Origin of the sequence: Sporanaerobacter acetigenes DSM 13106 (assembly GCF_900130025.1) — a bacterium.
Classification (GTDB): Bacteria; Bacillota; Clostridia; order Tissierellales; family Sporanaerobacteraceae; genus Sporanaerobacter; species Sporanaerobacter acetigenes.
The window spans coordinates 25,811-49,106 of sequence record NZ_FQXR01000019.1; the positions used below are offsets into that span (position 1 = coordinate 25,811).

Annotated in this window: 22 protein-coding genes and 1 riboswitch; of the genes, 18 read left to right on the forward strand and 4 right to left on the reverse strand. The window is 31.4% G+C overall.

What is annotated here, in order from left to right; all coding sequences use genetic code 11:
* Nucleotides 1-159: 159 nt before the first annotated feature.
* The 5 genes from BUA21_RS13025 to BUA21_RS13045 are packed head-to-tail and all read left to right on the forward strand — an operon-like array spanning nt 160 to nt 5,351.
* Nucleotides 160-1,476 (forward strand): ABC transporter substrate-binding protein, encoded by a 1,317-nt coding sequence (locus BUA21_RS13025; RefSeq protein ID WP_072745275.1) that lies wholly within the window; start codon nt 160-162, stop codon nt 1,474-1,476.
* 41 nt (nt 1,477-1,517) lie between these two features.
* Entirely contained in the window at nt 1,518-2,429 is a 912-nt protein-coding gene (gene murB / locus BUA21_RS13030) for a UDP-N-acetylmuramate dehydrogenase (protein WP_268801919.1), read from the forward strand.
* A 12-nt stretch (nt 2,430-2,441) separates the two neighbouring features.
* On the forward strand, nt 2,442-3,179 hold the full coding sequence (locus BUA21_RS13035) for a PHP domain-containing protein (protein WP_072745277.1): 738 nt from the start codon (nt 2,442-2,444) through the stop codon (nt 3,177-3,179).
* Nucleotides 3,180-3,202: 23 nt separating this feature from the next.
* On the forward strand, nt 3,203-4,060 hold the full coding sequence (gene rapZ / locus BUA21_RS13040; protein ID WP_072745296.1) for an RNase adapter RapZ: 858 nt from the start codon (nt 3,203-3,205) through the stop codon (nt 4,058-4,060).
* Between the two features lie 13 nt (nt 4,061-4,073).
* Nucleotides 4,074-5,351, forward strand: a complete 1,278-nt coding sequence (locus BUA21_RS13045; RefSeq protein WP_072745278.1) for a gluconeogenesis factor YvcK family protein — start codon at nt 4,074-4,076, stop codon at nt 5,349-5,351.
* A gap of 11 nt (nt 5,352-5,362) precedes the next feature.
* Here BUA21_RS13045 and BUA21_RS13050 read toward each other — a convergent pair whose 3' ends face one another.
* Entirely contained in the window at nt 5,363-5,890 is a 528-nt protein-coding gene (locus tag BUA21_RS13050) for a hypothetical protein (RefSeq protein WP_072745279.1), read from the reverse strand.
* Between the two features lie 74 nt (nt 5,891-5,964).
* Between BUA21_RS13050 and BUA21_RS13055 the strand changes: the two genes are divergently transcribed.
* The gene (locus BUA21_RS13055; protein WP_072745280.1) at nt 5,965-6,510 is read left to right on the forward strand and encodes a DUF2284 domain-containing protein; all 546 of its coding nucleotides are present in this window, start codon (nt 5,965-5,967) and stop codon (nt 6,508-6,510) included.
* A gap of 25 nt (nt 6,511-6,535) precedes the next feature.
* Here BUA21_RS13055 and BUA21_RS13060 read toward each other — a convergent pair whose 3' ends face one another.
* Complete coding sequence (locus tag BUA21_RS13060) at nt 6,536-7,573, reverse strand: M42 family metallopeptidase (RefSeq protein WP_072745281.1); 1,038 nt, start codon at nt 7,571-7,573, stop codon at nt 6,536-6,538.
* 139 nt (nt 7,574-7,712) lie between these two features.
* On the opposite strand from BUA21_RS13060, the gene whiA reads away from it, so the two are divergent.
* From whiA to BUA21_RS13115, 11 genes are all read left to right on the forward strand, one after another.
* Entirely contained in the window at nt 7,713-8,672 is a 960-nt protein-coding gene (whiA, locus tag BUA21_RS13065) for a DNA-binding protein WhiA (protein ID WP_072745282.1), read from the forward strand.
* Between the two features lies 1 nt (nt 8,673).
* Complete coding sequence (locus BUA21_RS13070) at nt 8,674-8,940, forward strand: HPr family phosphocarrier protein (protein ID WP_072745283.1); 267 nt, start codon at nt 8,674-8,676, stop codon at nt 8,938-8,940.
* A 137-nt stretch (nt 8,941-9,077) separates the two neighbouring features.
* The gene (locus BUA21_RS13075; protein WP_084604306.1) at nt 9,078-10,136 is read left to right on the forward strand and encodes an HD-GYP domain-containing protein; all 1,059 of its coding nucleotides are present in this window, start codon (nt 9,078-9,080) and stop codon (nt 10,134-10,136) included.
* Nucleotides 10,137-10,215: 79 nt separating this feature from the next.
* Nucleotides 10,216-13,695, forward strand: coding sequence for a DNA polymerase III subunit alpha (locus BUA21_RS13080; protein ID WP_072745284.1), 3,480 nt, complete (start codon nt 10,216-10,218; stop codon nt 13,693-13,695).
* A gap of 81 nt (nt 13,696-13,776) precedes the next feature.
* On the forward strand, nt 13,777-13,971 hold the full coding sequence (locus BUA21_RS13085) for a hypothetical protein (RefSeq protein ID WP_072745285.1): 195 nt from the start codon (nt 13,777-13,779) through the stop codon (nt 13,969-13,971).
* A gap of 23 nt (nt 13,972-13,994) precedes the next feature.
* Complete coding sequence (gene pfkA, locus BUA21_RS13090) at nt 13,995-14,954, forward strand: 6-phosphofructokinase (RefSeq protein WP_072745286.1); 960 nt, start codon at nt 13,995-13,997, stop codon at nt 14,952-14,954.
* 17 nt (nt 14,955-14,971) lie between these two features.
* Complete coding sequence (gene pyk, locus BUA21_RS13095) at nt 14,972-16,729, forward strand: pyruvate kinase (RefSeq protein WP_072745287.1); 1,758 nt, start codon at nt 14,972-14,974, stop codon at nt 16,727-16,729.
* A gap of 11 nt (nt 16,730-16,740) precedes the next feature.
* The gene (locus BUA21_RS13100) at nt 16,741-17,163 is read left to right on the forward strand and encodes an acyl-CoA thioesterase (RefSeq protein WP_072745288.1); all 423 of its coding nucleotides are present in this window, start codon (nt 16,741-16,743) and stop codon (nt 17,161-17,163) included.
* Between the two features lie 2 nt (nt 17,164-17,165).
* A complete protein-coding gene (locus BUA21_RS13105; RefSeq protein ID WP_072745289.1) occupies nt 17,166-17,558 on the forward strand; it encodes an FxsA family protein in 393 nt (130 codons plus the stop codon).
* Nucleotides 17,559-17,696: 138 nt separating this feature from the next.
* Nucleotides 17,697-19,058: a 23S rRNA (uracil(1939)-C(5))-methyltransferase RlmD gene (gene rlmD / locus BUA21_RS13110; protein WP_072745290.1), complete on the forward strand. Its 1,362-nt coding sequence runs from the start codon at nt 17,697-17,699 to the stop codon at nt 19,056-19,058.
* 113 nt (nt 19,059-19,171) lie between these two features.
* Complete coding sequence (locus BUA21_RS13115) at nt 19,172-20,593, forward strand: IS1182 family transposase (RefSeq protein ID WP_072745291.1); 1,422 nt, start codon at nt 19,172-19,174, stop codon at nt 20,591-20,593.
* A gap of 68 nt (nt 20,594-20,661) precedes the next feature.
* Here the strand turns inward: BUA21_RS13115 and BUA21_RS13120 are convergent, their stop codons facing one another.
* Complete coding sequence (locus BUA21_RS13120) at nt 20,662-21,180, reverse strand: folate family ECF transporter S component (protein ID WP_072745292.1); 519 nt, start codon at nt 21,178-21,180, stop codon at nt 20,662-20,664.
* Nucleotides 21,181-21,246: 66 nt separating this feature from the next.
* Nucleotides 21,247-21,340, reverse strand: a riboswitch (THF riboswitch).
* A gap of 75 nt (nt 21,341-21,415) precedes the next feature.
* Nucleotides 21,416-21,595, reverse strand: coding sequence for an H-type small acid-soluble spore protein (locus tag BUA21_RS13125; protein WP_072745293.1), 180 nt, complete (start codon nt 21,593-21,595; stop codon nt 21,416-21,418).
* Nucleotides 21,596-21,794: 199 nt separating this feature from the next.
* Here BUA21_RS13125 and BUA21_RS13130 point away from each other — a divergent pair, with 199 nt between their 5' ends.
* On the forward strand, nt 21,795-23,045 hold the full coding sequence (locus BUA21_RS13130; RefSeq protein WP_072745294.1) for a DUF4830 domain-containing protein: 1,251 nt from the start codon (nt 21,795-21,797) through the stop codon (nt 23,043-23,045).
* The last annotated feature ends 251 nt before the right edge of the window (nt 23,046-23,296 follow it).

Consider the following 23,296-nt stretch of genomic DNA (forward strand, 5'->3'; position numbering starts at 1 on the left):
TAATAATTATACAAGCTATAGTTTCTATCTATAGTTATACCCACAAAAATTGATTTAAACAATAAAATCAGATTTTTGCCATAGCGTGGCTTCTATACTCGCTGTCTTATACATAAATTGCATCTCTTTTGAATATTTTATATTCGGGAGGTGTTTTCTTTGAAAGGCAAAAAACAGAAATTAGCTGGTATTATTTTAATTGCTTTTATTATATTTTGGTCTATATATACACATTTTAATGATGTGGAATCTCTTACTGATGTAGAAGAAGAAAGTTATACTGGAATGATAAAAATTTATGATTATCCAAGACTAGATTTAGAAAGTGGAAGTAGATATAGCTGGATTCAAGGGAAAATAAAAGCTTTTGAAAGGAAAAATCCTGGCGTATATATTGAATTTACACCACTGGATTGGAAAAGCGGCCCACAACTCATAAGTGAAAGTATGAAAGGTGCTGACGGTCCAGATATAATCCCCATAAGTTATAAATTTGATGATTTCGAAAAGCTTGAAGTACTAGATAAATATTTTTCCAAAGAAGAACTAGATGAATTTAGAGATGAAGCGTTAAAAGCTACTACATATGATGACAAATTGATTGGAATACCTTTTGCCATGAATACTTATGTTATGTATTTAAATTTAGATTTGTTTAATGAAAGAGGAGTATCTTCACCTCATGATGGGAATTGGACTTATGAAGAATTTGTAGAGACTCTTAAGTCTCTTACCTTTGATTTTGATGGAGATGGACTAATTGATCACTATGGATTTGTTTCTTTTGTAGAACCCAATTATTATAATATTTGGGGACTAATACTTGGGGATGGGGCTGATATTTTAGATTGTAAAAGAGAAAATTATTCTTTTTATGGAGAAGAAGCAGTTAAAGGAATAGATAGGGTTTTGGATTTGAAATATAAATATGAAGTAACTCCTGAATTTTTTGGTATAATAGGAGAAGAGGAATGTTGGGAAATGTTTAGCATTGATAAAAATGTAGCGGTATATCCTACAGGCTCTTGGGCAGTAAAAGCATTGTTTGATCTTCAAAATAATGGGGAAGGGTTTAATTTTGATGTGGCGAATTATCCTAGTGGAGATGAGAAAACTCCGAGAGTATTGACAAGTAGTATAGCATCCTTTGGAATTGTCAAAGATGAAGATATAAAGAAAACAGAAATGTGCGTAAAATTTCTCAAATTCTTAATGGGAGAATCTAATCAAAGGACTCTTGAAAAGCTTGGACTTTTTTCAGTGAAAAAGGGTATAGATAATATGTATATGGACAATTTTAGAATGAAAAAAATTGAGTCTTCTCTTGACCATGTAGTAGTTTTGCCTAAAGAAAAAAATTGGGAAAAGATAGATGTTATATTGCAAGAAGAATTAAAAAAGGCAATACTAAAAGAAAAATCCTCAAAAGAGGCAATAGAGGATGCAAAGAAGAGGGTAGAAGAGTTGACGAGATAATGTATAATATTGATTATGAATAAATGACAGGAGTGGTTTTTTTGGAAAATAATTTAAATAGATTGCTAAGTGAACAATTGAAATTTGCAAAAATACTCATAGATGAACCTATGAAAAATCATACTTCATTTAAAATAGGTGGACCAGTAGATGTAATGGTCATACCTACATGTGAAGAAGAACTTGTTGAAGCCATAAATATTTGCAAAAAAAATGATATAGATTATTATGTAATGGGAAATGGAACCAATTTGTTGGTTAGTGACAAGGGTATTAGAGGAGTTGTCATAAAAAATTCAGAAGGATTGGGAAATATTTCAGTTGAAGGCAATACTATTAAAGCTCAAGCTGGAGCCTTGGTCACAGTTGTAAGCAAAATTGCCTTAAAGAATTCTCTTACAGGCTTAGAATTTGCTAGTGGCATACCAGGTAGTATTGGTGGAGCTGTAACTATGAATGCAGGAGCTTATGGTGGTGAAATGAAGGATATAGTGGCTAAAGTTAAATGTCTTGATGGGAATGGAAATATAGTTGAATATACCAGAGATGAGATGAATTTCAGATATAGAGGAAGTAGAATAGAAGATGAAAATTTAATAGCTCTTGAAGTTGAAATGGAACTTCGCAAAGGAAATTTTGAGAAAATAGAAAAAACCATGAGAGAACTTACTGAAAAGAGAAATTCAAAGCAGCCATTACATCTTCCTAGTGGGGGAAGTACTTTTAAAAGACCAGAAGGCCATTTTGCGGGGAAGCTTATAGATGATTCAGGTCTCAGGGGAGTTAGATATAAAGATGCACAGATTTCAGATAAACATTGTGGATTTATAGTTAATTTAGGAAATGCACGTTGCAAAGATGTTACAACACTGATACAATTAGTGCAAAAAGTTGTAAAAGACAATTTTGATGTGTGTTTGGAACCAGAAATAAAAATTATTGGAGAAAAATAGAAAGGAAAAGATATGATATTAATAGGAGATTATCATACACATACTATATACAGTCATGGAAAGGGAACTATAAGAGATAATGTAGAAGAGGCTCTAAAAAAGGGTCTTAAAGAAATTGCTATATGTGATCATGGCCCTGGACATGTGAGTTACGGAGTGAAGAGAAAAAATATAGAACTCATGAGAAGAGAAATTGATGAATTAAATAAGGAGTATGAATCTAGAGAAATCAAAATTCTCTTTGGTATGGAAGCCAATATTATAGGATATGATGGTACTATAGATTTAAGTAGAGAAGAAATAGAACTTCTTGATGTACTTCTTCTAGGCTTTCATTTTGGTGCTATGCCTAGGAACCCTGTAGATTGGTCTAAATTGTATATACTAAACTTTTTATCTAAATTTGTGCCAGGAATGAAAAAGACAATGACTGAAATGAATACCATGGCTCTTATAAAAGCTATGGATAGATATCCTATAGACTTAATAACCCATCCTGGTTCTAAAGTCTATGTGGATATAGCTAGAATTGCAAAGAAAGCTGCTAGAGTGGGTACTGCCCTTGAGATAAATTCAAGTCATAGTCATTTAACTGTAGATGAAATAGAAATAGCACTAAAAGAAGATGTCAAATTCTATATAAATAGTGACGCTCATACTCCTGAAAATGTTGGAAATTTAAAAAAAGGATTAGAAAGAGCAGAAAAGGCAAAAGTACCAGTAGAAAGAATAGTAAATGCTATAGATTAATTATTGGAGGTGATGATATGGATATGGAATTTGTAATAATCACAGGATTGTCTGGAGCAGGGAAAAGCCAAGCAATGAAGGCAATGGAAGATATAGACTTTTATTGCATGGACAACCTTCCACCACAGCTATTGCCGGGTTTTGCTGAATTGTGTTATGAATCAAAGAGGAATATAAAGAAAGTAGCAGTTGTTGTAGATATAAGAGGAGGTAAATTTTTTGATGCATTATTCAATAGCCTAGATAAACTTAAAAATAAAGGACTTAAATATAGGATTCTTTTTTTAGATGCATCCGATACTGTTTTAATTAAAAGATATAAGGAGCTTAGAAGACCTCATCCTTTGAGTGTAAACGGAAGAATAATTGATGGTATCACAAAAGAAAGAAAACTTCTTGAAGAAGTCAAGGGAAAATCTGATTATATCATAGACACTTCTAATTTAACTATTGGAATGCTTAAAGAAGAAATAAGGAAAATATTTGTTGAAGGGGAAGAATCAAAGAAATTGACTATATCTGTAGTTTCTTTTGGTTTTAAATATGGAATACTTTTAGATGCTGATTTGGTATTTGATGTGAGATTTTTGCCAAATCCCTATTACATAGAAGAATTAAAAGAATACACAGGAAATGATAAGAATGTACGAGATTATGTACTCAAGTGGGAACAAACTAAAATATTTATCAACAAATTAATAGATATGCTGGACTTTCTCATTCCTTATTATATAAAAGAGGGGAAGACTCAATTGGTTATTGGTATAGGTTGTACCGGAGGAAAGCACAGATCTGTTGCTATAGCTGATGTTCTTTATGAAAGGCTTTTGGAGAAAGGCAATAGAGTCATATTAAATCATAGAGAATGCAGAATAAATTAAAGGGGAAATTGCCATGAGTAGAAAAATCAAGTCTAAAATGATTATAACAGGATGGATATTGTTGGGTGTGATAGGAATATTTTTGGTGACCCTAGGATTGTCTGGTTTTATGTACAATGCATTTGCTAGCAATAAGACGAATGTAAAAATAATATTTACTTTATTGGGAGTATTTTTGATAATTTTTTCCGCAAGAAGAGCTATAAAATTAATAATAAATGCAATGAAAAATGGGAAAATCAACGGAGATATTAGTAAGGAAGATTTAAATGAAATGATATACAAGGAAAAAGTATTATCTAAAGGACCTAAAATTGTAGCTATAGGAGGAGGGACAGGTCTGTCCATCCTTTTAAGAGGTCTTAAAGAATACACTTCAAATATTACTGCTATAGTCACTGTAGCAGATGATGGTGGTGGTTCTGGAGTTCTTAGGGAGGATTTGGGGATGCTTCCACCTGGAGATATTAGAAACTGTATTTTAGCCCTTGCCAATACAGAACCTGAAATGGAAAAAGTACTTCAATATAGATTCAAAGAAGGTTCACTTAAAGGACAGAGTTTTGGAAATTTATTTTTAGCTGCTATGAATGAAATATATGGGAGTTTTGAAGTAGCAGTGAGAGAAACTTCAAATATTCTTGCAGTGACTGGAAAGGTACTTCCCATGACTCTAGAAGATGTAAAATTGTGTGCAGTATTAGAAAATGGAGAAATAGTTGAAGGAGAATCAAATATTCCAATTAGAAACAATGAATGTAAAAGCAAAATAAAAAGAATATATACGGAACCTCAAATCAGTTATCCTTTGGTAGAGGCCATAGAGTCAATAAAAGATGCAGATATAATAGTATTAGGCCCTGGCAGTTTGTATACCAGTGTTATACCTAATTTGCTTGTTAACAATATTGTAGGTCATATATGTGATTCAAAAGCTGTAAAGGTTTATGTTCCCAATGTCATGACTCAACCTGGGGAGACAGATGGTTATACTGTAGCTAATCATGTAGAAGCTATATTAGATCATAGTAGACCAGATTTACTTGACTATATAATTGCAAATATAGAAGAAATTCCTGAAGAAGTTTTAGAAAAATATAAAGAAGATGGAGCTAGACCAGTAATTTTAACAAATGAAGATGAAAAGAAATTGAAAGATATGGGTATAACTGTCATAAAAGATAATTTAATTGACGTGAAAAAAGATTATATACGACATGATACATTAAAACTCAGTAGCATAATTGTAGGATTGTCTAAAGATGGGAAAACAAAGAAAGCTTACTATTAAAGCTTTCTTTGTCAATGTATTTTAGTTTTTTCTTCTAACATCTTTGAAATTAGTGTTCCAGCTGTTTTTTTAGTTAGATTGTCATAAGAAATAGTTGTATTTAACTCATTGGACAATTTTTTTATAGTATCTATTTGTCTTTTTGTAGGAGGTTCTTCAAGAAAAGTATGAGGATTTATCTTTGGAATTTCTTCTATTTCTTCATTTAGAGATATTTCTTCTATAGATGTCATTCCTACATTGGTTAAATCTCTCAAGACTCTTGCTTTTGCCCTGGTAGAAGCCATTCTGATTAAATGAGGGACTATATTTGTATTTACTGATTGAGGACTGGCATCACCTATATCGGAAAATTTTTCATTGTCTGTAATTGCCGTAGCTTTACATATGGCAGTCATATTGTTTTCTTTGCTTGGAATTTGAATGAGTTCTACATCTATGGATTTTAAGTTTTTTTGATGTGCTAAGTCCAGCAGTCCTTCATAAGTGACAAAATTTTTTCCTTGAAGACTTATAATAAATTTTTCATTTATATTCATTAAATCACCTCTAAAATTAGTTTTAGTTTATTTTATATATTTAAACTATAAAAAAATAGAAGGGTAGAAAAAACATGGTTTTAAAAGAAAAGTTTATAGAATATATAAAAAATCAAAATATCATATTTATAGGTACAATAGATGTTAAAGATATAGTCATAAATAGAAGTGTCAGAAAGTATTGTATGGAGAATAAATGTGGACAGTACGGAAACAATTTTATGTGTCCGCCGTGTGTAGGAAGTGTAGAAGATTTTAAAGAGAAATTGAAAAATTATGATAGTTGTATAGTGGTTTTGAAAAATAAAAAAATTACAAACAAAATCAATAGAGAAGAATACTATGAAGCTTCGGAAGAACTTCATCAAATACTTCTAAACATAGAATATAAAGCTAAAAGTCTAGGCTATGAAAAGGCCTTGGCCCTTATAGCAGGAAATTGTAGGTTATGCAAACCATGCAAAAAAGTATTAGGAGAGAAATTTTGCCCTTATCCTGAAAGGGCAAGACCTTCATCAGAGTCTTTAGGAATAGATGTTATTGAGACATTAAATAAATTGGGAGTAAAACTCGAATTTAGGGATGATGAAGTCACATGGGTAGGGATGATGCTTAAATAAAACCGCGGATTTTCCGCGGTTTTGCTTATTTAGTCAAATACAATATTCCTAATTTAATTGTGTTTTCTATTGCTTCTTTGTGAGTTCTTTCATGAGAATGAGAAGCATCAACTCCTGGTCCTATAAGTCCTACTTTGAAATCATTGCCAGCTCTCAATGTAGCACTTCCATCTGAACCGTAGAATGGATATATATCAACTTTATAGTTAAGATTATTTTCTTTTGCTAAATTCACCAAATGTTTTTTAAGTTCTAAATCATATGGGCCACTTGAATCTTTTGCACATATGGTCACACTGTATTCATCAGAAGTTTGGCCTTCTCCAGGAGCTGCCATATCTATAGCAATAAATTCAAAAGTTTTAGGAGGAATAGCTGCACTAGCACCATGACCTACTTCTTCATAATTGCTAATGAAGAAATTTGTAGTATAATTAGGAGTGATTTTATTTTCAACTAAATATTTAGCAATTCCCAATATAGAAGCAACTCCAGCTTTATCATCTAAATGTCTGGATTTTATGAAACCACTATCAGTGACTGCAGCTCTTGGGTCAAAGAATACATAATCTCCAACAGATATTCCAAGTTTTTCAACATCTTCACTATTTTTAACTTTTTCATCTATTCTGATTTCCATATTATTTGCATTTCTCTCAAGACTACTTGCTTCTCCGCCATGAACATGAGTTGAAGCTTTGGTAGTCAAAATAGTACCAGTATATAGTTTCCCATTGCTTGCTTCTATTGTGCAATGTTCACCTTCAATTGAGTTCCACATATACCCGCCTATTTGAGTTATTTTAACTCTACCATTAGATTTTATTTCTTTTATCATTCCGCCAAGAGTATCAACATGACCTGAAAGAGTGACCTCTTTGTCAGTGTTTTTTCCTTCAATAGTTCCTATAAGAGCGCCCTTGTTGGTTCTATAAGTTTTAATGCCTAAAAATGTAAATTGATTTTCCACAAAATCTATGGCATTTTTTGTATTACCAGTAGGGCTTGGTATATTTAAAAGGTCTACAAGTGTGCTGGTAATATTATCAATTGCAATATTCATAAAAAAACCTCCTTAAAATTTAGTCTCTCATAATATTCTATAAAAAAACAAAAAATCCTTTATTAAATGAATACTCTTTACAACAAAGCTTTTATGAAGTATATTATATTAAAGTGATAAAGATTTAGGAGAGATAAATATGTCATTTTCTTCATTTACAAAAAATGAACTTTCTAGAATTCCTATAGAAGATATGTGCTGTGCCAAAGCAGAATTGGCAGCTCTTGTGAGAATAAATGGCCTTATACAAATAAGTGGGCAAAATAAAGTGACTCTTAAATTTACTACTGAAAATGCTGCTATAGCTAGGAGAACCTTTTCCTTATTGAAAACCATATACGATACAAATGTAGAAGTCATGGTTAGAAGAAATAAACAATTGAAAAAAAACAACAATTACTTAATAGTTGTTCCAAATACAGAAATTACAAAAAAAATTTTAGAGGATGTTGGATTCATACAGGATGGGGAAAATGCTTTGTTTCAGTTAAATTACAAAATTCCCAGCAATATAATAAAAAAAAGATGTTGCAAGAGGGCATATATAAGGGGCGCTTTTTTGGGAGGAGGTTCTATAACTAACCCAGAAAAAACCTACCACTTGGAATTTGTTACCAATAGTGAGGAGCATGCAGAAAACCTTTCCACTTTAATCAATAGTTTTGGTTTGAATTCAAAGATAGTGTTTAGAAAAGAAAGCTATGTAGTTTATTTAAAAGAGGGAGAGCAAATAGTGGATCTTTTGAATGTAATGGGAGCTCATCAAGCATTGCTAAAATTGGAGGATATAAGGGTTTTAAAAGAAGTGAGAAACAATATAAACCGAATTGTCAATTGTGAAACTGCAAATTTAGATAAGACTATAGATGCTTCATTAAGGCAAATAGAAAATATAGAATATATAGATGCAACTATAGGTTTAGAGAAGCTACCAAAAAATTTATTAGAATTAGCATATTTGAGATTAAAACATAGGGATTCTAGTTTAAAAGAACTAGGGACTATGCTTGACCCACCTGTAGGTAAATCAGGCGTAAATCATAGATTTAGAAGAATCGAGGAAATTGCAGAAAATTTGAGAGATGGAGGGAGGAAATAAGTTGGAAAAAAGAAAAGTAGTATTAAAAAATGAAGCAGGCCTTCATGCACGACCAGCAGCGATTTTTGTTCAAACTGCAAATAAATACTTATGTGATGTTTATATAGAGCTAGATAATAAAAGGGTAAATGGCAAGAGCATTATGGGGGTGATGAGTCTTGGTGTATTTCAAGGTGAGGAAATATCCATTATTACCAAAGGGGAAGATGAAAAAGAAGCTATGGAAGATCTTATGGATTTAATCGAAAACAGAATATTTAATGCATAAAGAGTAGATTTTTTACTCTTTATGCAAAAAAATTAGTAAATATGTTCCATTCCTATATTTCTACAAAATATTTATTTTTTTTGATGTATAATATAAACTGAGGTGTATATAAACAAAAGATAAAGGTGGGATTTAGGGTGCTTATTTCAGTGGATAATGCAGTAGATGAAATGATATTAGCCAAAGATATATATAATACTAGTGGTGTAATTCTTTTAAGAAAAGGGGCCCATCTTAAAAAAAACTATATAGAAAATTTAAAAGAAAAAGGTATTAAGACAATTTACATAAAAGATGAGAGCCTTCAAGACAATAACATACAAAAAATAGTAAAAGAAAAGACTCGGAAAGAAGCACTAAATATAGTTGAAGAGACAATTAGAAGACTCCCATTTTCCCAAGATAAAAACATTAAACAAATTACGTATGTTGTTGAAAAGATAGTAGATGAGTTGTTAGATGGTGAAGATATATTTATGAATTTACTTGATATAAAAGCAGTAGATGATTATACTTTTGATCATTGTGTCGATGTATGTGTACTTTCTATAATACTTGGCAAAAATTTAAATTATAGTAGAGATGAGTTGGTTGAATTAGGAAAAGGAGCAATTTTACATGATATAGGCAAAATACTTGTTCCTCAAGAAATACTGAAAAAACCTGATAAACTTACATATGGTGAATTCCAGGAAATGAAAAACCATACTGTTTATGGCTATAAAATTCTTCAAAAGGTGCCTGAAATGAGTGAAAATTCTATCAGTATATCTCTTTTTCATCATGAAAGATATGATGGAAAAGGATACCCCAATGGATTAAAAGGAGAAAATATACCTGAATATTCTAGAATTGTGTCAGTGGCCGATGTCTATAATGCCTTGACAAGTGAGAGAGTATATAGAAAAAAAGGTAAAAATCAAGAAGTTATTGAATATTTAACTACCATGAAAGAAAGTCAGTTTGATTCTCATATAGTAGATGTATTCATTGAAAAGATAGCTATGTATTCATTGAATAGGAATGTGGTATTAAATACAGGAGTGAAAGGTGTTGTGGTAGATATAAATAAAAACTTTCCTTTAAGACCTGTAGTAGAAGTTCGATATGATGAGAGTGGTCAAAAACTCTTAAGACCATATCATTTGAATCTTCTCGAGAACAATTCTATACTAATAGATGATACACTAAATTAGTGAAAACTCCTAGAAAATATAGGAGTTTTATTTCATATGTGATAAAATAATATAAGAAAACAATAGAAAGGATATTTATATGGATAATAAAGGTAAGTTTACACATCTTCATGTTCATACTGAATACAGTTTACTTGATGGTGCCAATAGAATAGGGAAATTGTTGGATAAAGCTGTGGAGCTTGATATGGACTCTATTGCCATTACAGATCATGGCGCTATGTTTGGAGTAATTGACTTTTATAAAGAAGCAAAAAAGAGAGGAATAAAACCTATATTAGGGTGTGAAGTATATATTTCCAAGGGCAGATATACAGATAAAGATCCAAAAGAAAAAAGTCCCTATCATTTAGTTTTATTGGCAGAAAACAATAAAGGTTATTCCAATTTGATGAAGATAGTTTCTGAAGGATATGTAAATGGATTTTATTATAAACCTAGAGTAGACCATGAAGTTTTGAAAAAATATAGCGAAGGCTTGATAGCTACCAGTGCTTGTTTAGGTGGAGAGGTACAAAACAAAATATTAAATGGGGATTTTGAAGGCGCCAAGAAAACTGCCTTAATATATAGGAATATATTTGGAGAAAATAATTTCTTTTTGGAACTTCAAGATCATGGAATTAGAGAGCAAAAACTTGTCAATGAAGAATTGATAAAATTGAGCAAGGAAACGAGTATACCATTGATTGCTACCAATGATGTCCATTATTTGACCAGAGAAGATGCAAAGGTTCATGATGTGCTCTTATGTATACAAACAGGTAAGACTGTTGATGAAGAAGACAGAATGAAATTTCCTACAGATGAATTTTATTTAAAATCCTATGAAGAAATGTCAGAACTATTTAAAGGTGTAGAAGAAGCTATAGACAATACTGTTTTGATAGGCGAAAGATGCAATGTAAATATAGATTTTGGAACACTGCATTTACCTAAATATGAAGTTCCAGATGGATATACAAATGTAGAGTATTTGGAGAAATTATGTATAGAGGGTCTCAACAAGAGATATGACAAAATAACTGATGAAATAATGGATAGATTTAATTTTGAATTTAATACTATTGTCACCATGGGATATACAGATTATTTTCTCATTGTATGGGATTTCATTAAATTTTCAAAGGATAATGGAATAATGGTAGGGCCTGGGAGAGGCTCTGCGGCCGGAAGCATAGTTTCATATGCACTAGGCATTATAGATATTGATCCACTAAAATATGGACTTATATTTGAAAGATTTTTAAATCCTGAAAGAGTGACTATGCCTGATATAGACGTGGATTTTTGCTATGAAAGAAGAGAAGAAGTTATTGAATATGTAGTGAAAAAATATGGAGAAGATAGGGTAGCTCAAATAGTTACATTTGGTACTATGGCGGCAAGAGGTGCTATTAGGGATGTAGGTAGAGCCATAAATATGCCTTATGGGGAAGTAGATTTTATTGCAAAACAAATACCTATGGAATTGGGTATGACTATTGAAAAAGCATTAGAAGTTAATAAAAATCTAAATACTATGTATCATGAAAAAGAAGAAGTAGAAGAACTCATTGATTTGGCAATGGCAGTAGAAGGATTGCCTCGTCATACATCTACTCATGCTGCAGGGGTAGTTATATCTAAAGATCCAATTAGAGAATATGTACCATTGTCAAGAAACAATGATTCTATAACCACACAATTTACTATGACAGAATTGGAAGAATTGGGTTTACTTAAAATGGACTTTTTAGGACTACGGACTCTTACAGTTATAAGAGATGCGGTAAACTTGATTGAAGAAAATCATGGAGTTAAAATAGATTTTTCCAATTTTACTTATGATGACGAGAATGTGTATAAAATGTTTAGTAATGCTGAAACTCTAGGGGTATTTCAATTTGAAAGTGCTGGAATGAGACAGTTTTTAAAGGAACTTAAGCCAACAGGATTTGAAAATATTGTTGCAGCCAATTCACTATTTAGACCAGGACCTATGAATCAAATACCTAAATATATTGAAAGCAAAAATGATCCCTCAAAAATTAAATATCTCCATTCTAAATTGGAACCCATACTAAAAGTAACTTATGGTTGTATAGTTTATCAAGAACAGGTAATGCAAATAGTAAGAGATATTGGCGGATTTTCCATGGGAAGAGCAGATTTAGTAAGACGTGCTATGAGTAAAAAGAAAATGGACGTGATGGAAGAAGAAAGAAAAAATTTTATCTACGGCAAAATAGGAGAGGATGGAGAAATAGAAATAGCTGGAGCCATAAGAAATGGTGTAGATGAAGTATCTGCAAATAAAATTTATGATGAGATGATAGATTTTGCTAAATATGCATTTAACAAATCTCACTCAGCAGCTTATGCTATGGTAGCTTATAGGACAGCTTGGTTAAAATATTATTATCCAGTAGAATTTATGGCAGCACTGATTTCTAGTGTCATGGGGAATACAAACTCAGTGTCTCTTTATATTCAAGAATGTAAGAGACTTAAGATAGATATACTTCCTCCTGATATAAATGAAAGCTATGGGAAGTTCACTGTATCTAATGGCAAGATAAGATTTGGTCTTCGTGCAGTAAAAAATGTGGGAGAAGGTCTTATAAAAGCTATAGTCAAAGCTAGAGAAGACGGACCTTTCAGAAGTTTCACTGAATTTTGTCAGAGAGTAGAAGAGGTGGATTTCCAAGCCATAAACAAGAGGGCAATTGAAAGCTTGATAAAATGTGGAGCTACAGAATCTCTAGGAGCTAATAGGGCTCAAGCATTAGCAGTATTTGAAAAAATAATTGACAGTGTTCATGAAGATAAGAAAAGAAATATCGAGGGTCAATGTTCTCTGTTTGAATCTATGAGTGGAGAAATAGAAGAGGACAATTTGCCAAAATTAAGCGAGTTTCCTCAAAAAAATCTTCTCACTATGGAAAAAGAGATGCTAGGCATATATATAAGTGGTCATCCATTGGCTCCTTATGAAAGTGAATTAAAGAAAATATCCACAGTCACTACTGCAGAACTATTTCAAATAGAAGAAGATATAAATGGAGAATTGGTGAATACAGAACTTCAAGATGGGGAAAAGGTAATTTTGGGAGGAATCATAAACAATAAAAAGAATAAAATAACCAAAAACAACAATATGATGGCTTTTATTACATTGGAAGATCTCTATGGAGCTATAGAAGTGATAGTATTTCCAAAGATATATGATAGATATTTAAAATATTTAGATGAAGATAATATAGTTGTAGTAGAAGGTAGAATTAGTTTGAATGAGGAAGACGAACCTAAAATTATTTGTGAATCTATTGTTCCTCTAAATAAATATAAAAAGGAAAAATTGTATATAAAGCTTGAAAAGGATGATGGACTCAAAACTTTTGAATATCTTAAAAACATATTTGTGAAATACAGTGGAGATATGCCTGTATATGTTTATTTAGAATATGAGAAAAAAGTAATAATGGCTGATAGAAATTATTGGGTTGATGGGGCAAATGAAAAATTAATAAAAGAATTGAACGGTATATTGGGAGAAAATTGTGTAAAAATTTGTTAAGAAAAATCAAATAAGATAAAAAAATATTGTAAATTATGCTATAATGATTTTACAATATAATTGTTTAAGGAGTGCGAGAAAATGTGGACTGCAATATATGTAGCAGAAGGATATGATAGAGCAAAAAAAATAGAGGACTTACTGAAAGAGGAGGGGTTTTTAGTTAAAATGAACACATTCTCAAAAGAGGGAGATAGTACTTTATATGAAATACTTGCTCCTGAATTTGAAGCAGAAGAAGTACAATCTTTTTTAATAGATTTAGGAATAATTTAATACAGTATTAGAGGAGGAAAAACATGAAAACTATTGGTGTATTAACTAGTGGCGGAGATGCTCCAGGAATGAATGCAGCAATAAGAGCTGTAGTAAGAACTGGTATTTATAATCAAGTAAGAATATTGGGTATTAAACAAGGGTATAATGGACTTATAAATGGAAATATTGAAGAAATGAATCTTTCAAGTGTGGCAGATATTATTCATAGAGGAGGAACTATACTTAGAACTGCTAGATGTGATGAATTTGCCACAGATGATGGACTAAATAAGGCATTAAATATTATAGAAGTATTCAATATTGATGGGTTAATAGTATTAGGTGGAGATGGTTCCTTTAAGGGAGCAAAAACTTTAAGTGACAAGGGTATCCCAACTATTGGAATTCCTTGTACTATAGATAACGATATGGGATATACGGATTATACTATAGGATTTTATACTGCTGTTGAAACTGTGGTAGATGCTATAAGCAAAATTAGGGATACTTCTAGTTCCCATGGTAGGGCAAATATTGTAGAAGTAATGGGAAGACACTGTGGAGATATAGCCCTTTATGCAGGACTTGCTGGTGGTGCAGAAAGTATAATTGTTCCAGAAGAAAATACAGATATAGATGCAGTTTGTAGAAAACTTATTCAGGGCAGAAACAGAGGTAAGCTTCATAGTATAATAGTTCTTTCTGAAGGTGTAGGAAATGCATATGAAATGGCAAAAGAAATAGAAGAAAAAACTAGTGCAGAAACGAGAGTTACAATACTTGGACATATACAAAGAGGAGGAACACCTACATCATTTGATAGAATCATGGCCAGTCAAATGGGATACAGAGCTGTAGAATTGCTGCTAGAAGGTAAAGCGGGAAGAGCAGTAGGTGTAAGACAAAATCAAATAATAGATTTAGATTTTGATGAGGCTCTTTCTCAAAAAAGAGTTTTTAGAAAGGATATGTATGAGATAGCAAGAATACTATCTATATAATATAGTGAGGTGAAAATATGAAGAAGACAAAAATAATTTGTACAATAGGGCCTACTTCAGAAGATGAAAAAATTTTAAGACAACTTATATCATCTGGACTTAATGTCACAAGACTTAATTTTTCTCATGGAGATTATAAAGAACACAAAAAGAGAATAGATACTATAAAAAAAGTTAGAACTGAAATGGATTTACCTATTGGTATAATACTTGACACAAAAGGGCCAGAGATAAGAACTGGCAAGTTTAAAGATAGTGATGTAATATTAGAAGATGGTCAAATATTTACATTGACTACAAGAGACATAATTGGAGATTCTACTATAGTAGGAGTGAGTTATAAGAATCTACCAAAAGATTTAAAAGTAGGAGATAGAGTACTGATTGATGATGGACTTATAGCACTAGAAGTAAAGGAGATTGCTAATGATACTGATATTGAATGTATCGTTAAAAATGGTGGGTCATTAAGCGACCATAAGGGTATAAATGTACCAGGTGTAAAAATCAATCTACCAGCTGTCACTCAAAAGGATGTAAATGATATATTGTTTGGGATAGAAAATGGTATAGATTTTATTGCTGCTTCTTTTATAAGAAAAGCAGAGGATGTATTAGAAATAAGAAGGATATTGGAAGAAAACAATGGAGACTATATTCAAATAATATCAAAGATTGAAAATCAAGAAGGAGTAGAAAATTTAGATGAGATATTGAATGTATCTGATGCCATCATGGTGGCAAGGGGAGATTTAGGAGTAGAAATACAAACTGAAGAAATTCCAATCATTCAAAAGCAAATTATTAAAAAATGCAATGAAGCAGGAAAACCTGTAATTATTGCAACTCAAATGCTTGATTCTATGATAAGAAATCCTAGACCTACAAGAGCAGAAGCTACAGATGTGGCGAATGCAATATTTGATGGTGCAGATGCTATCATGCTTTCAGGAGAAACTGCAGCAGGTAAATATCCTGTAGAAGCGGTTAAAACTATGTACAATATAGCAATAAAAGCAGAAGAAGCTCTTGATTATAAACAAATTCTTCAAATGAAATCTAAGTCCAATGGAATTTCAACAACCAATGCCATAAGCAAGGCAACTTGTACTACGGCTCAAGATTTAGGTGTTAGTGCTATAATCACTGCTACATCATCAGGCTATACTGCAAATGCAGTATCAAAATTCAGACCAAAATCACCTATTATAGCTGCTACTACATCTCCATATGTAATGAGAAGATTATCTATAGTATGGGGAGTTTATCCAGTACTTTCAGCAAAGAGTACTTCAACTGATGAGGTAATAGAATTATCTATTCACAGTGCATTGGAAAAAGGATACATAAAACAAGGAGATTTAATAGTCATCACAGCAGGGATACCAGTGGGAGTATCTGGCACTACAAACTTAATTAAAGTTCACACTGTAAGTGAAGTAGTGCTTAAAGGTACAGGAATAGGAAACAAAGCTATTACTGGAAAAGTAGTTGTAGGAAATACAAAAGATGAATTAAAGGAAAAGTTTGAAGAAAAGGATATATTGGTATGTACATCTACAGACAGAGATATGATGGATTATATAGGAACAGCTTCTGCACTCATAACTGAACAAGGAGGACTTACTTCTCATGCGGCAATAATAGGACTCAATTTAAATATACCAACTATTGTAGGTGTATCTGAAGCTACTGAAATTTTAAAAGATGGAGATATTATAACCGTGGACAGTATCACTGGTTCTATATATAGAGGAGAAGCTAAAGTATTATAGGGGGTTAGAACATGGAATATGAAACTACTATCAGAGTTAGATACAAAGAAACAGATCAAATGGGTGTAGTATATTATGGAAATTACTTCACTTGGTTTGAAGTTGGGAGAAATGAATTTTTTAGAAAATTAGGATTTCCCTGCGGAGAATTAGAAGAAAGGGGAGTATTACTTCCAGTTATAGAAACTGGTTGCAAATATATAGATTCAGCAAAATTTGATGATGAGGTCATTATAAAGACGAAATTGTCAGAGCTAAAAGGTGTAAGACTTAAACTGGACTATAAAATTTTTAGAAAGATCGACAATACTTTACTTGTAGAAGGCTTTACTAAACATGCTTTTGTAGATAAAGAAATGAAACCCATAAATTTCAGAAGAAGATTCAAAGACGAATGGAGAGTATTAGAAGATTTATTGGGAAAAGGAGAATAAATATGTGGAAGATATTGACATTCATAATAGCCATGCCAATAATAGATTTATATATTTTAATTAAAGCATCTCAAAACATGGGATTTTGGACTACTGTTATGCTCATAATAGCTACAGGCATAGCTGGATATTATTTGGCAAGAAGTGAAGGAAAAGTTGTCATATCAAGTATAAATAGAGAATTGTCTCAAGGCAGAATACCTGGTGATGATTTGCTGACAGGTTTAAGTATCATAATAGGTGGAATATTTTTAATAGTACCAGGAATCGTTACAGATATAATTGGAATCACAATGATACTTCCTGGAACTAGAGAAATATATAAAAATTATATAAAGAAAAGATTAGAAGATAAAATTCGAAGGGGAAGTGCCAGCTTGTTTTTAAAATGGTAATGTATAAAAAGTTTTTTTTAGTCAATAATCAAAATAAAATAAATAATACAGGCATACTGATTCTAGTGAAGTGAGTCAAGGGATGGTCCTTTGGCTCGCTTTGCACTTATACTATATTTAAATATAGGAGGACTTTTTATGGATATTTCAGTTAAAATTGGAGATATATTAGAAGGAGAAGTGATAGATATAAATTATGAAGGCGGAGGAGTAGTTAAGAAAGACAATTTCACCATATTTTTAGATAAAGGTCTAATCGGAGATATAGTAAAATATAGAGTAGTCAAAGTCAAAAAGACCTATGGAATAGGAAAACTATTGGATATCATAAAACCTTCAGATCATAGAATTCCTTCTATTTGCAATACATCAGAGGAATGTGGAGGATGTCCATTTCAATTTTTCAAATATACAAATCAGTTGAAATGGAAAGAAGAAAAAGTAAAAAAAGATATAGAAAAAATTGGGAGATTAGATGCAAATATAGTCAAACATATCATAGGCATGGAAGAGCCCTATAGATATAGAAACAATGTTCAAATTCCTGTTGGTTTTAAGGATGGAGAAATTGCTATAGGATTTTATGAAAGTGGAAGCTACAATATTGCAAACATGAGCAATTGTGTTATTCAAACAGAAATCTCAAATGAAATAATAAAAACAATAAAAAATTTCATGAAAGAATACAATTTAAAACCTTATGACAGGAAAAATAAAACTGGGAATATACGCCATATTGGGATTAGGACAAATGAGAACAACAAGGCCATGGTGATAATAGTCACTGGTTCAAGGAATCTTCCATATTCTAAAGAACTCATAAGAATACTAACTGAAAACTTCAAAGATATAATAAGCATATACCAAAATATAAATAGTGGAAATGGGCCAGTAGTATATGGGAAAAAGTTCAAAAAACTATATGGAGAAGATAAGATAGTAGATTGTATAGGAGATTTAAAATTTAGCATCTCTCCAAATTCCTTTTTTCAAGTAAATAGAGTACAGACAAAGATACTTTATGACAAAGTTAAAGAATATATGGATTTGAAAAGTGAGGACATAATATTTGATTTATACTGTGGTATCGGAACCATATCCCTTTATATGGCAAGACAAGCTAAAAAGGTATATGGAGTTGAAATAGTAGAGGAAGCTATAAAAGATGCAAGAGAAAATGCCCATTTAAACAATATAGAAAATGTAGAATTTATCTGTGGAAGCAGTGAAAAAATATTGCCTGAATTAAAAGAAAAAGGTATCAAGGTAGATAAAATAGTAGTGGATCCCCCAAGAAAAGGCTGTGAAAAACAAGTACTAGATACCATAATAGAAATGAATCCAGAAAGGATAGTATATGTATCTTGCAATCCATCAACCTTAGCGAGAGATTTAAAACACCTTTCAGAAAGTGTATACAAAGTCAAAGAAATTCAACTACTAGACATGTTTCCTGGCAGTATTCATACAGAATGTGTTGTGAGGATTGAACGTGCATAACGATGCATTGGGGACGGCAGGTTGCGTAGAAAATCCAACAATTGGTTGACATAACATTGATAAATTATGCTATAATTCACCTATACAATTAGAAAGAGTGGTGATATGGTAGCATGCAATATATAGAAGGTATCAATAGAAAAAGCAAAATTGCATTCCCAGAATATATAGATGATTATATTGAAGAAGATAATCCCGTAAGGGTAATAGATGTTTTCGTGAAATCGTTAGATATGGATGAATTAGGATTTAAAAATTCCAAACCAAATGATAAGGGAAGGCCTCCATACAATCCTAAGGATTTGCTTAAACTATATATTTATGGATACATGAATAAAATTACATCATCAAGAAAATTAGAAAAAGCTACCAAAACAAATATAGAGGTAATGTGGCTATTAAGAAGATTAACACCATATAATAAATCAATATCTGACTTTAGAAAAGATAATAAGGATGCTATAAACACAGTGTTTAAGGAATTTGTTGCCCTTTGCAAAGGGTGGGACCTTTTTGGCAAAGAAATAGTAGCGGTTGATGGTTCTAAATTTAGAGCCTCTAACTCTAAGAAAAATAACTTTAATGACAAAAGTTTAGATCGTAAAATTGAATATTTAGAAGAAAAGGTAGAAAAATACATGCAGGAAATTGAAGAAAATGATATTGAAGAATCTATTGATCGTGAGCCAAGTAAAGAAGAAATCAAATCTAGAATAAAAGAACTTGAAGAACGAAAAGAAAAGTATGAGAGATATAAAGAGAAAATAGAAAAAGGGGAAACAACAGAAATATCAACAACCGATCCTGATACAAGATTAATGGCTACAAACAATAATGGAATTAACGTATGTTACAATGTCCAAACTGTAGTTGATAGTAAACATAAGCTAATCGTAGATTGTGATGTAATAAATAATCCAACTGATCATGGAATGCTAAGCAAGATGGCAAAAAGTGCAAAAGAAACATTTGAAGTAGAAGAACTTAAAGCTTTAGCTGATAAAGGATATTACAATGTAGATGATTTAATAGAATGTGAAAAGAAAAATATTATAACATATGTTTCAAAACAGGCATTTTCAAACGCTACGGGTGAAGCAGAATTTTATATAGACAAATTTAAATATGATAAAGAACAAAACGTGTATATATGTCCTAAAGGACAAAAACTCTATTCTAGAAGACAAAAACCTATAGATGAAAATACAAAGGAAATAGTATACAGAAATTTTGAAGCCTGCGGCAAGTGTGAATTTAAAGATAAATGTACCAAAAATAAGAAGGGAAGACGAATAAGGAGGTCAATCCATCAAGACTTTTTAGATAAGGTCGATAAAAGAACTACAGAAAATAAAGAATTATATAAACAAAGGCAAATGATTGTAGAACATCCCTTCGGGACAGTAAAAAGGGCAATAAATATACTAGGAATTAAAGAAATAATGAGGAGGCTTAAAGCAAAAAGAGTATATTTAACCTCCTCACTTCCTAAATATGCCATGCAACTTGGCAATATTATACTATATGCGGCATAGGACTAAAAGATTGACTTGGAATGGTTATCCATTTCTACGCAGTCTGCCGTCCCACTGTGTTCATATTTTTAGTATTCTTTTTTAATAACTCCTGCTTTAGCTAGTGATTCCACTAATCCTTTTATCAATACAGAATAAACAGGAATGTTTATAGCTTGTTTAGTTGCTGCTTTTGTCATAGTTACAATTAGTGGATGTCCAAATAGAATATTTCTAAAGTAAGGAACCATCAAAACGGACGTAATTACTTGTCCAACAAGTATGGACAAAAATATTTTCCAAAATGGAAGTTCATCTACATCACCTTTTAGAACTTTCATAAGTATTCCAGGGATAATCCCAGTAAGCGCTGAAGTCAAAACAAAATGTGGCATAAATGGTCCTGTTGGTCTGACTAGAAAACTAACTACATCTCCTACTGCTCCTACAATTCCACCAACAATAGGTCCAAATACTATACCGGCAAAGATAATTGGAAATCCTCCAAAATTGATAATGCCAGGAATAGTGATGAATCTAGACAATACCACATTGAGTGCAATCAAAAAACCTGAAATAGTGATAAGTCTTGTACTTAATTTTTTCAAAAAAATACCTCCTTTCATATAAGATATGACAGTCCGCCACATCAGAAAGAAGATATTACTGATAGTGTCAGCGAACGCGATAATATACCGCAAGCATTTGCTTTTCGTTCAAAGGCTACGTCCCATCCCTTGACACTTAACGCATATTATCTACTCTGTCATTTTAAATTTTTAAAAAACATATTTGTACTTGCAGAAATAGTATATCAAATTTCATTTGCTAATTCAATTAATTTTAATGTTCTACTAAGTTATTTAAAGATATTTCTTGTTTATTTTCTGGCTGGTCTAGAAAGTGGATTTTTGCTGTATTGTTATTTTCGTTAACAGATTCAATATAAATTGGCATATCATTGTAAGTTACATCAACCATAACTGGACAAGAAACAATATCTTTTGCACGTTGATTATCCATTCTAAATACCTCCTTAGTAATATAAACAATTCTATTGTACGTATTTAAATCAAGATTTATTCTTTTTTCAAAAAGAATAGATTATAAGAAAAATTAATAGAACTTAGATATGCTGAATAGTATAAAAAATGCGGGTGTTTTTGGTATAATTAGAAGTAGGATAATAACTAATTATTTTTACTAAATTAAAATGGAGGTGATGAAAATTTCAAGAGTCAAAAATATCTGGATTATATTATTTAGCATGGTATTAATAGCTCTGATAATGTTGATAACTTTACCCAGCAAAGAAAGTAAGGGAAAAGTTTCTCTTGAACTTATTTTTAACACTAATTTTGGCGAAGTAAATAAAGTATCAATTAAAGATGAAAAGATAATCAATGATATTGTATCTATGTTGGAAAATAGTGAGTTTTTGGGAAATGGAGCAAATACAAATGATATGAGTGGAATGGCTCGTAAAGATAATAAACTGATTTTGACTAAAGCAAATGGCAATAAAGAAGAGATTACATTTTCATATGACAGCCTTTATGAGTTTGGATACATAGAAGTAGAAGGAAAAATCTTAGTACCTAATTATGATTTTTTTAGATATGTAGAAGATTTGGAAGAATACACAAAGTATGATACAAATGTGGAAAGTCAAGTGGTAGACTTATTTAACAAATATAACTGGACTGTTGACTACAGGATAAATACTCTAAAAGAGAAATTGCCAGACAATCTTAAACATAAGGCTGGGGAATATCCAATTAAGATATATTGGGCCTATAACAATGAACTTTCTAAAGAAATTGGATCTGATTTTACTGACTATCTCGGAAAGAATATAGTGGTGGAAATTTATAGATTGAGAGAACCTTTGCCAGATTTTATGGAACCAAGGAGAGATGCAAGAGGTATTATTTTGAAATATAATAATGAAATTATTGGTGCATATATAGATGCTGGGAGACATGAGTCCTTTGCTTGTTCTCTCAATAGGAAAAAATTAGAAAACATTACAAGCAAGGATTGGGATCAATGGATTGAAGATTATATTGATTATGATGATGAATTAGAGATAAAGTTATCTAAAATGAAACCAGAAGATATAATCAAAGAACATTTCAAAGCATTGAATAATCATGATATTAAAATGGCTTGGGCAACTATAACAAGAAAGAATTTATGCAGATATTTGTCATCTAATATGAACAATCAATATCTATTTAATAAGGAAAAAGATGTAGCTAATCAAAATATAAGAAGTGCAGAGTTGTTAGAGATAAATGAATTTGGAGATATGGATAATGGTGGAGAAGCACTGGAATACGAAGTCTTAGCTGATTTTAAATTTATTGAACCTATTACATCAGAGAATGGAGTTTTTCCTAGATTTGTTATTATGAGAAAAGAAACTGAAAAGAGCGGTTGGAGAATTGATGATATAGGTACTGGACCTTAAAAATTTTCCCTTAATTTTACCTAAGCTCATGTGAAGATATTTGTCGTCGACCTATAGTAGTGCAAAAACCTCTGGAGATCGACGACAAATTATTTTTTGTTTAAATCTAGGAATTGCAATGGTTATAGTGAAAAACATTAAAACTATGTAACAAACAAGACTGATTTTATGACATTGACAAAAATGAAAGAATATAGTAATATCAAGGTGTGTAATTGGATTCTAGACTACCTATAAGGAATTGAAACTCA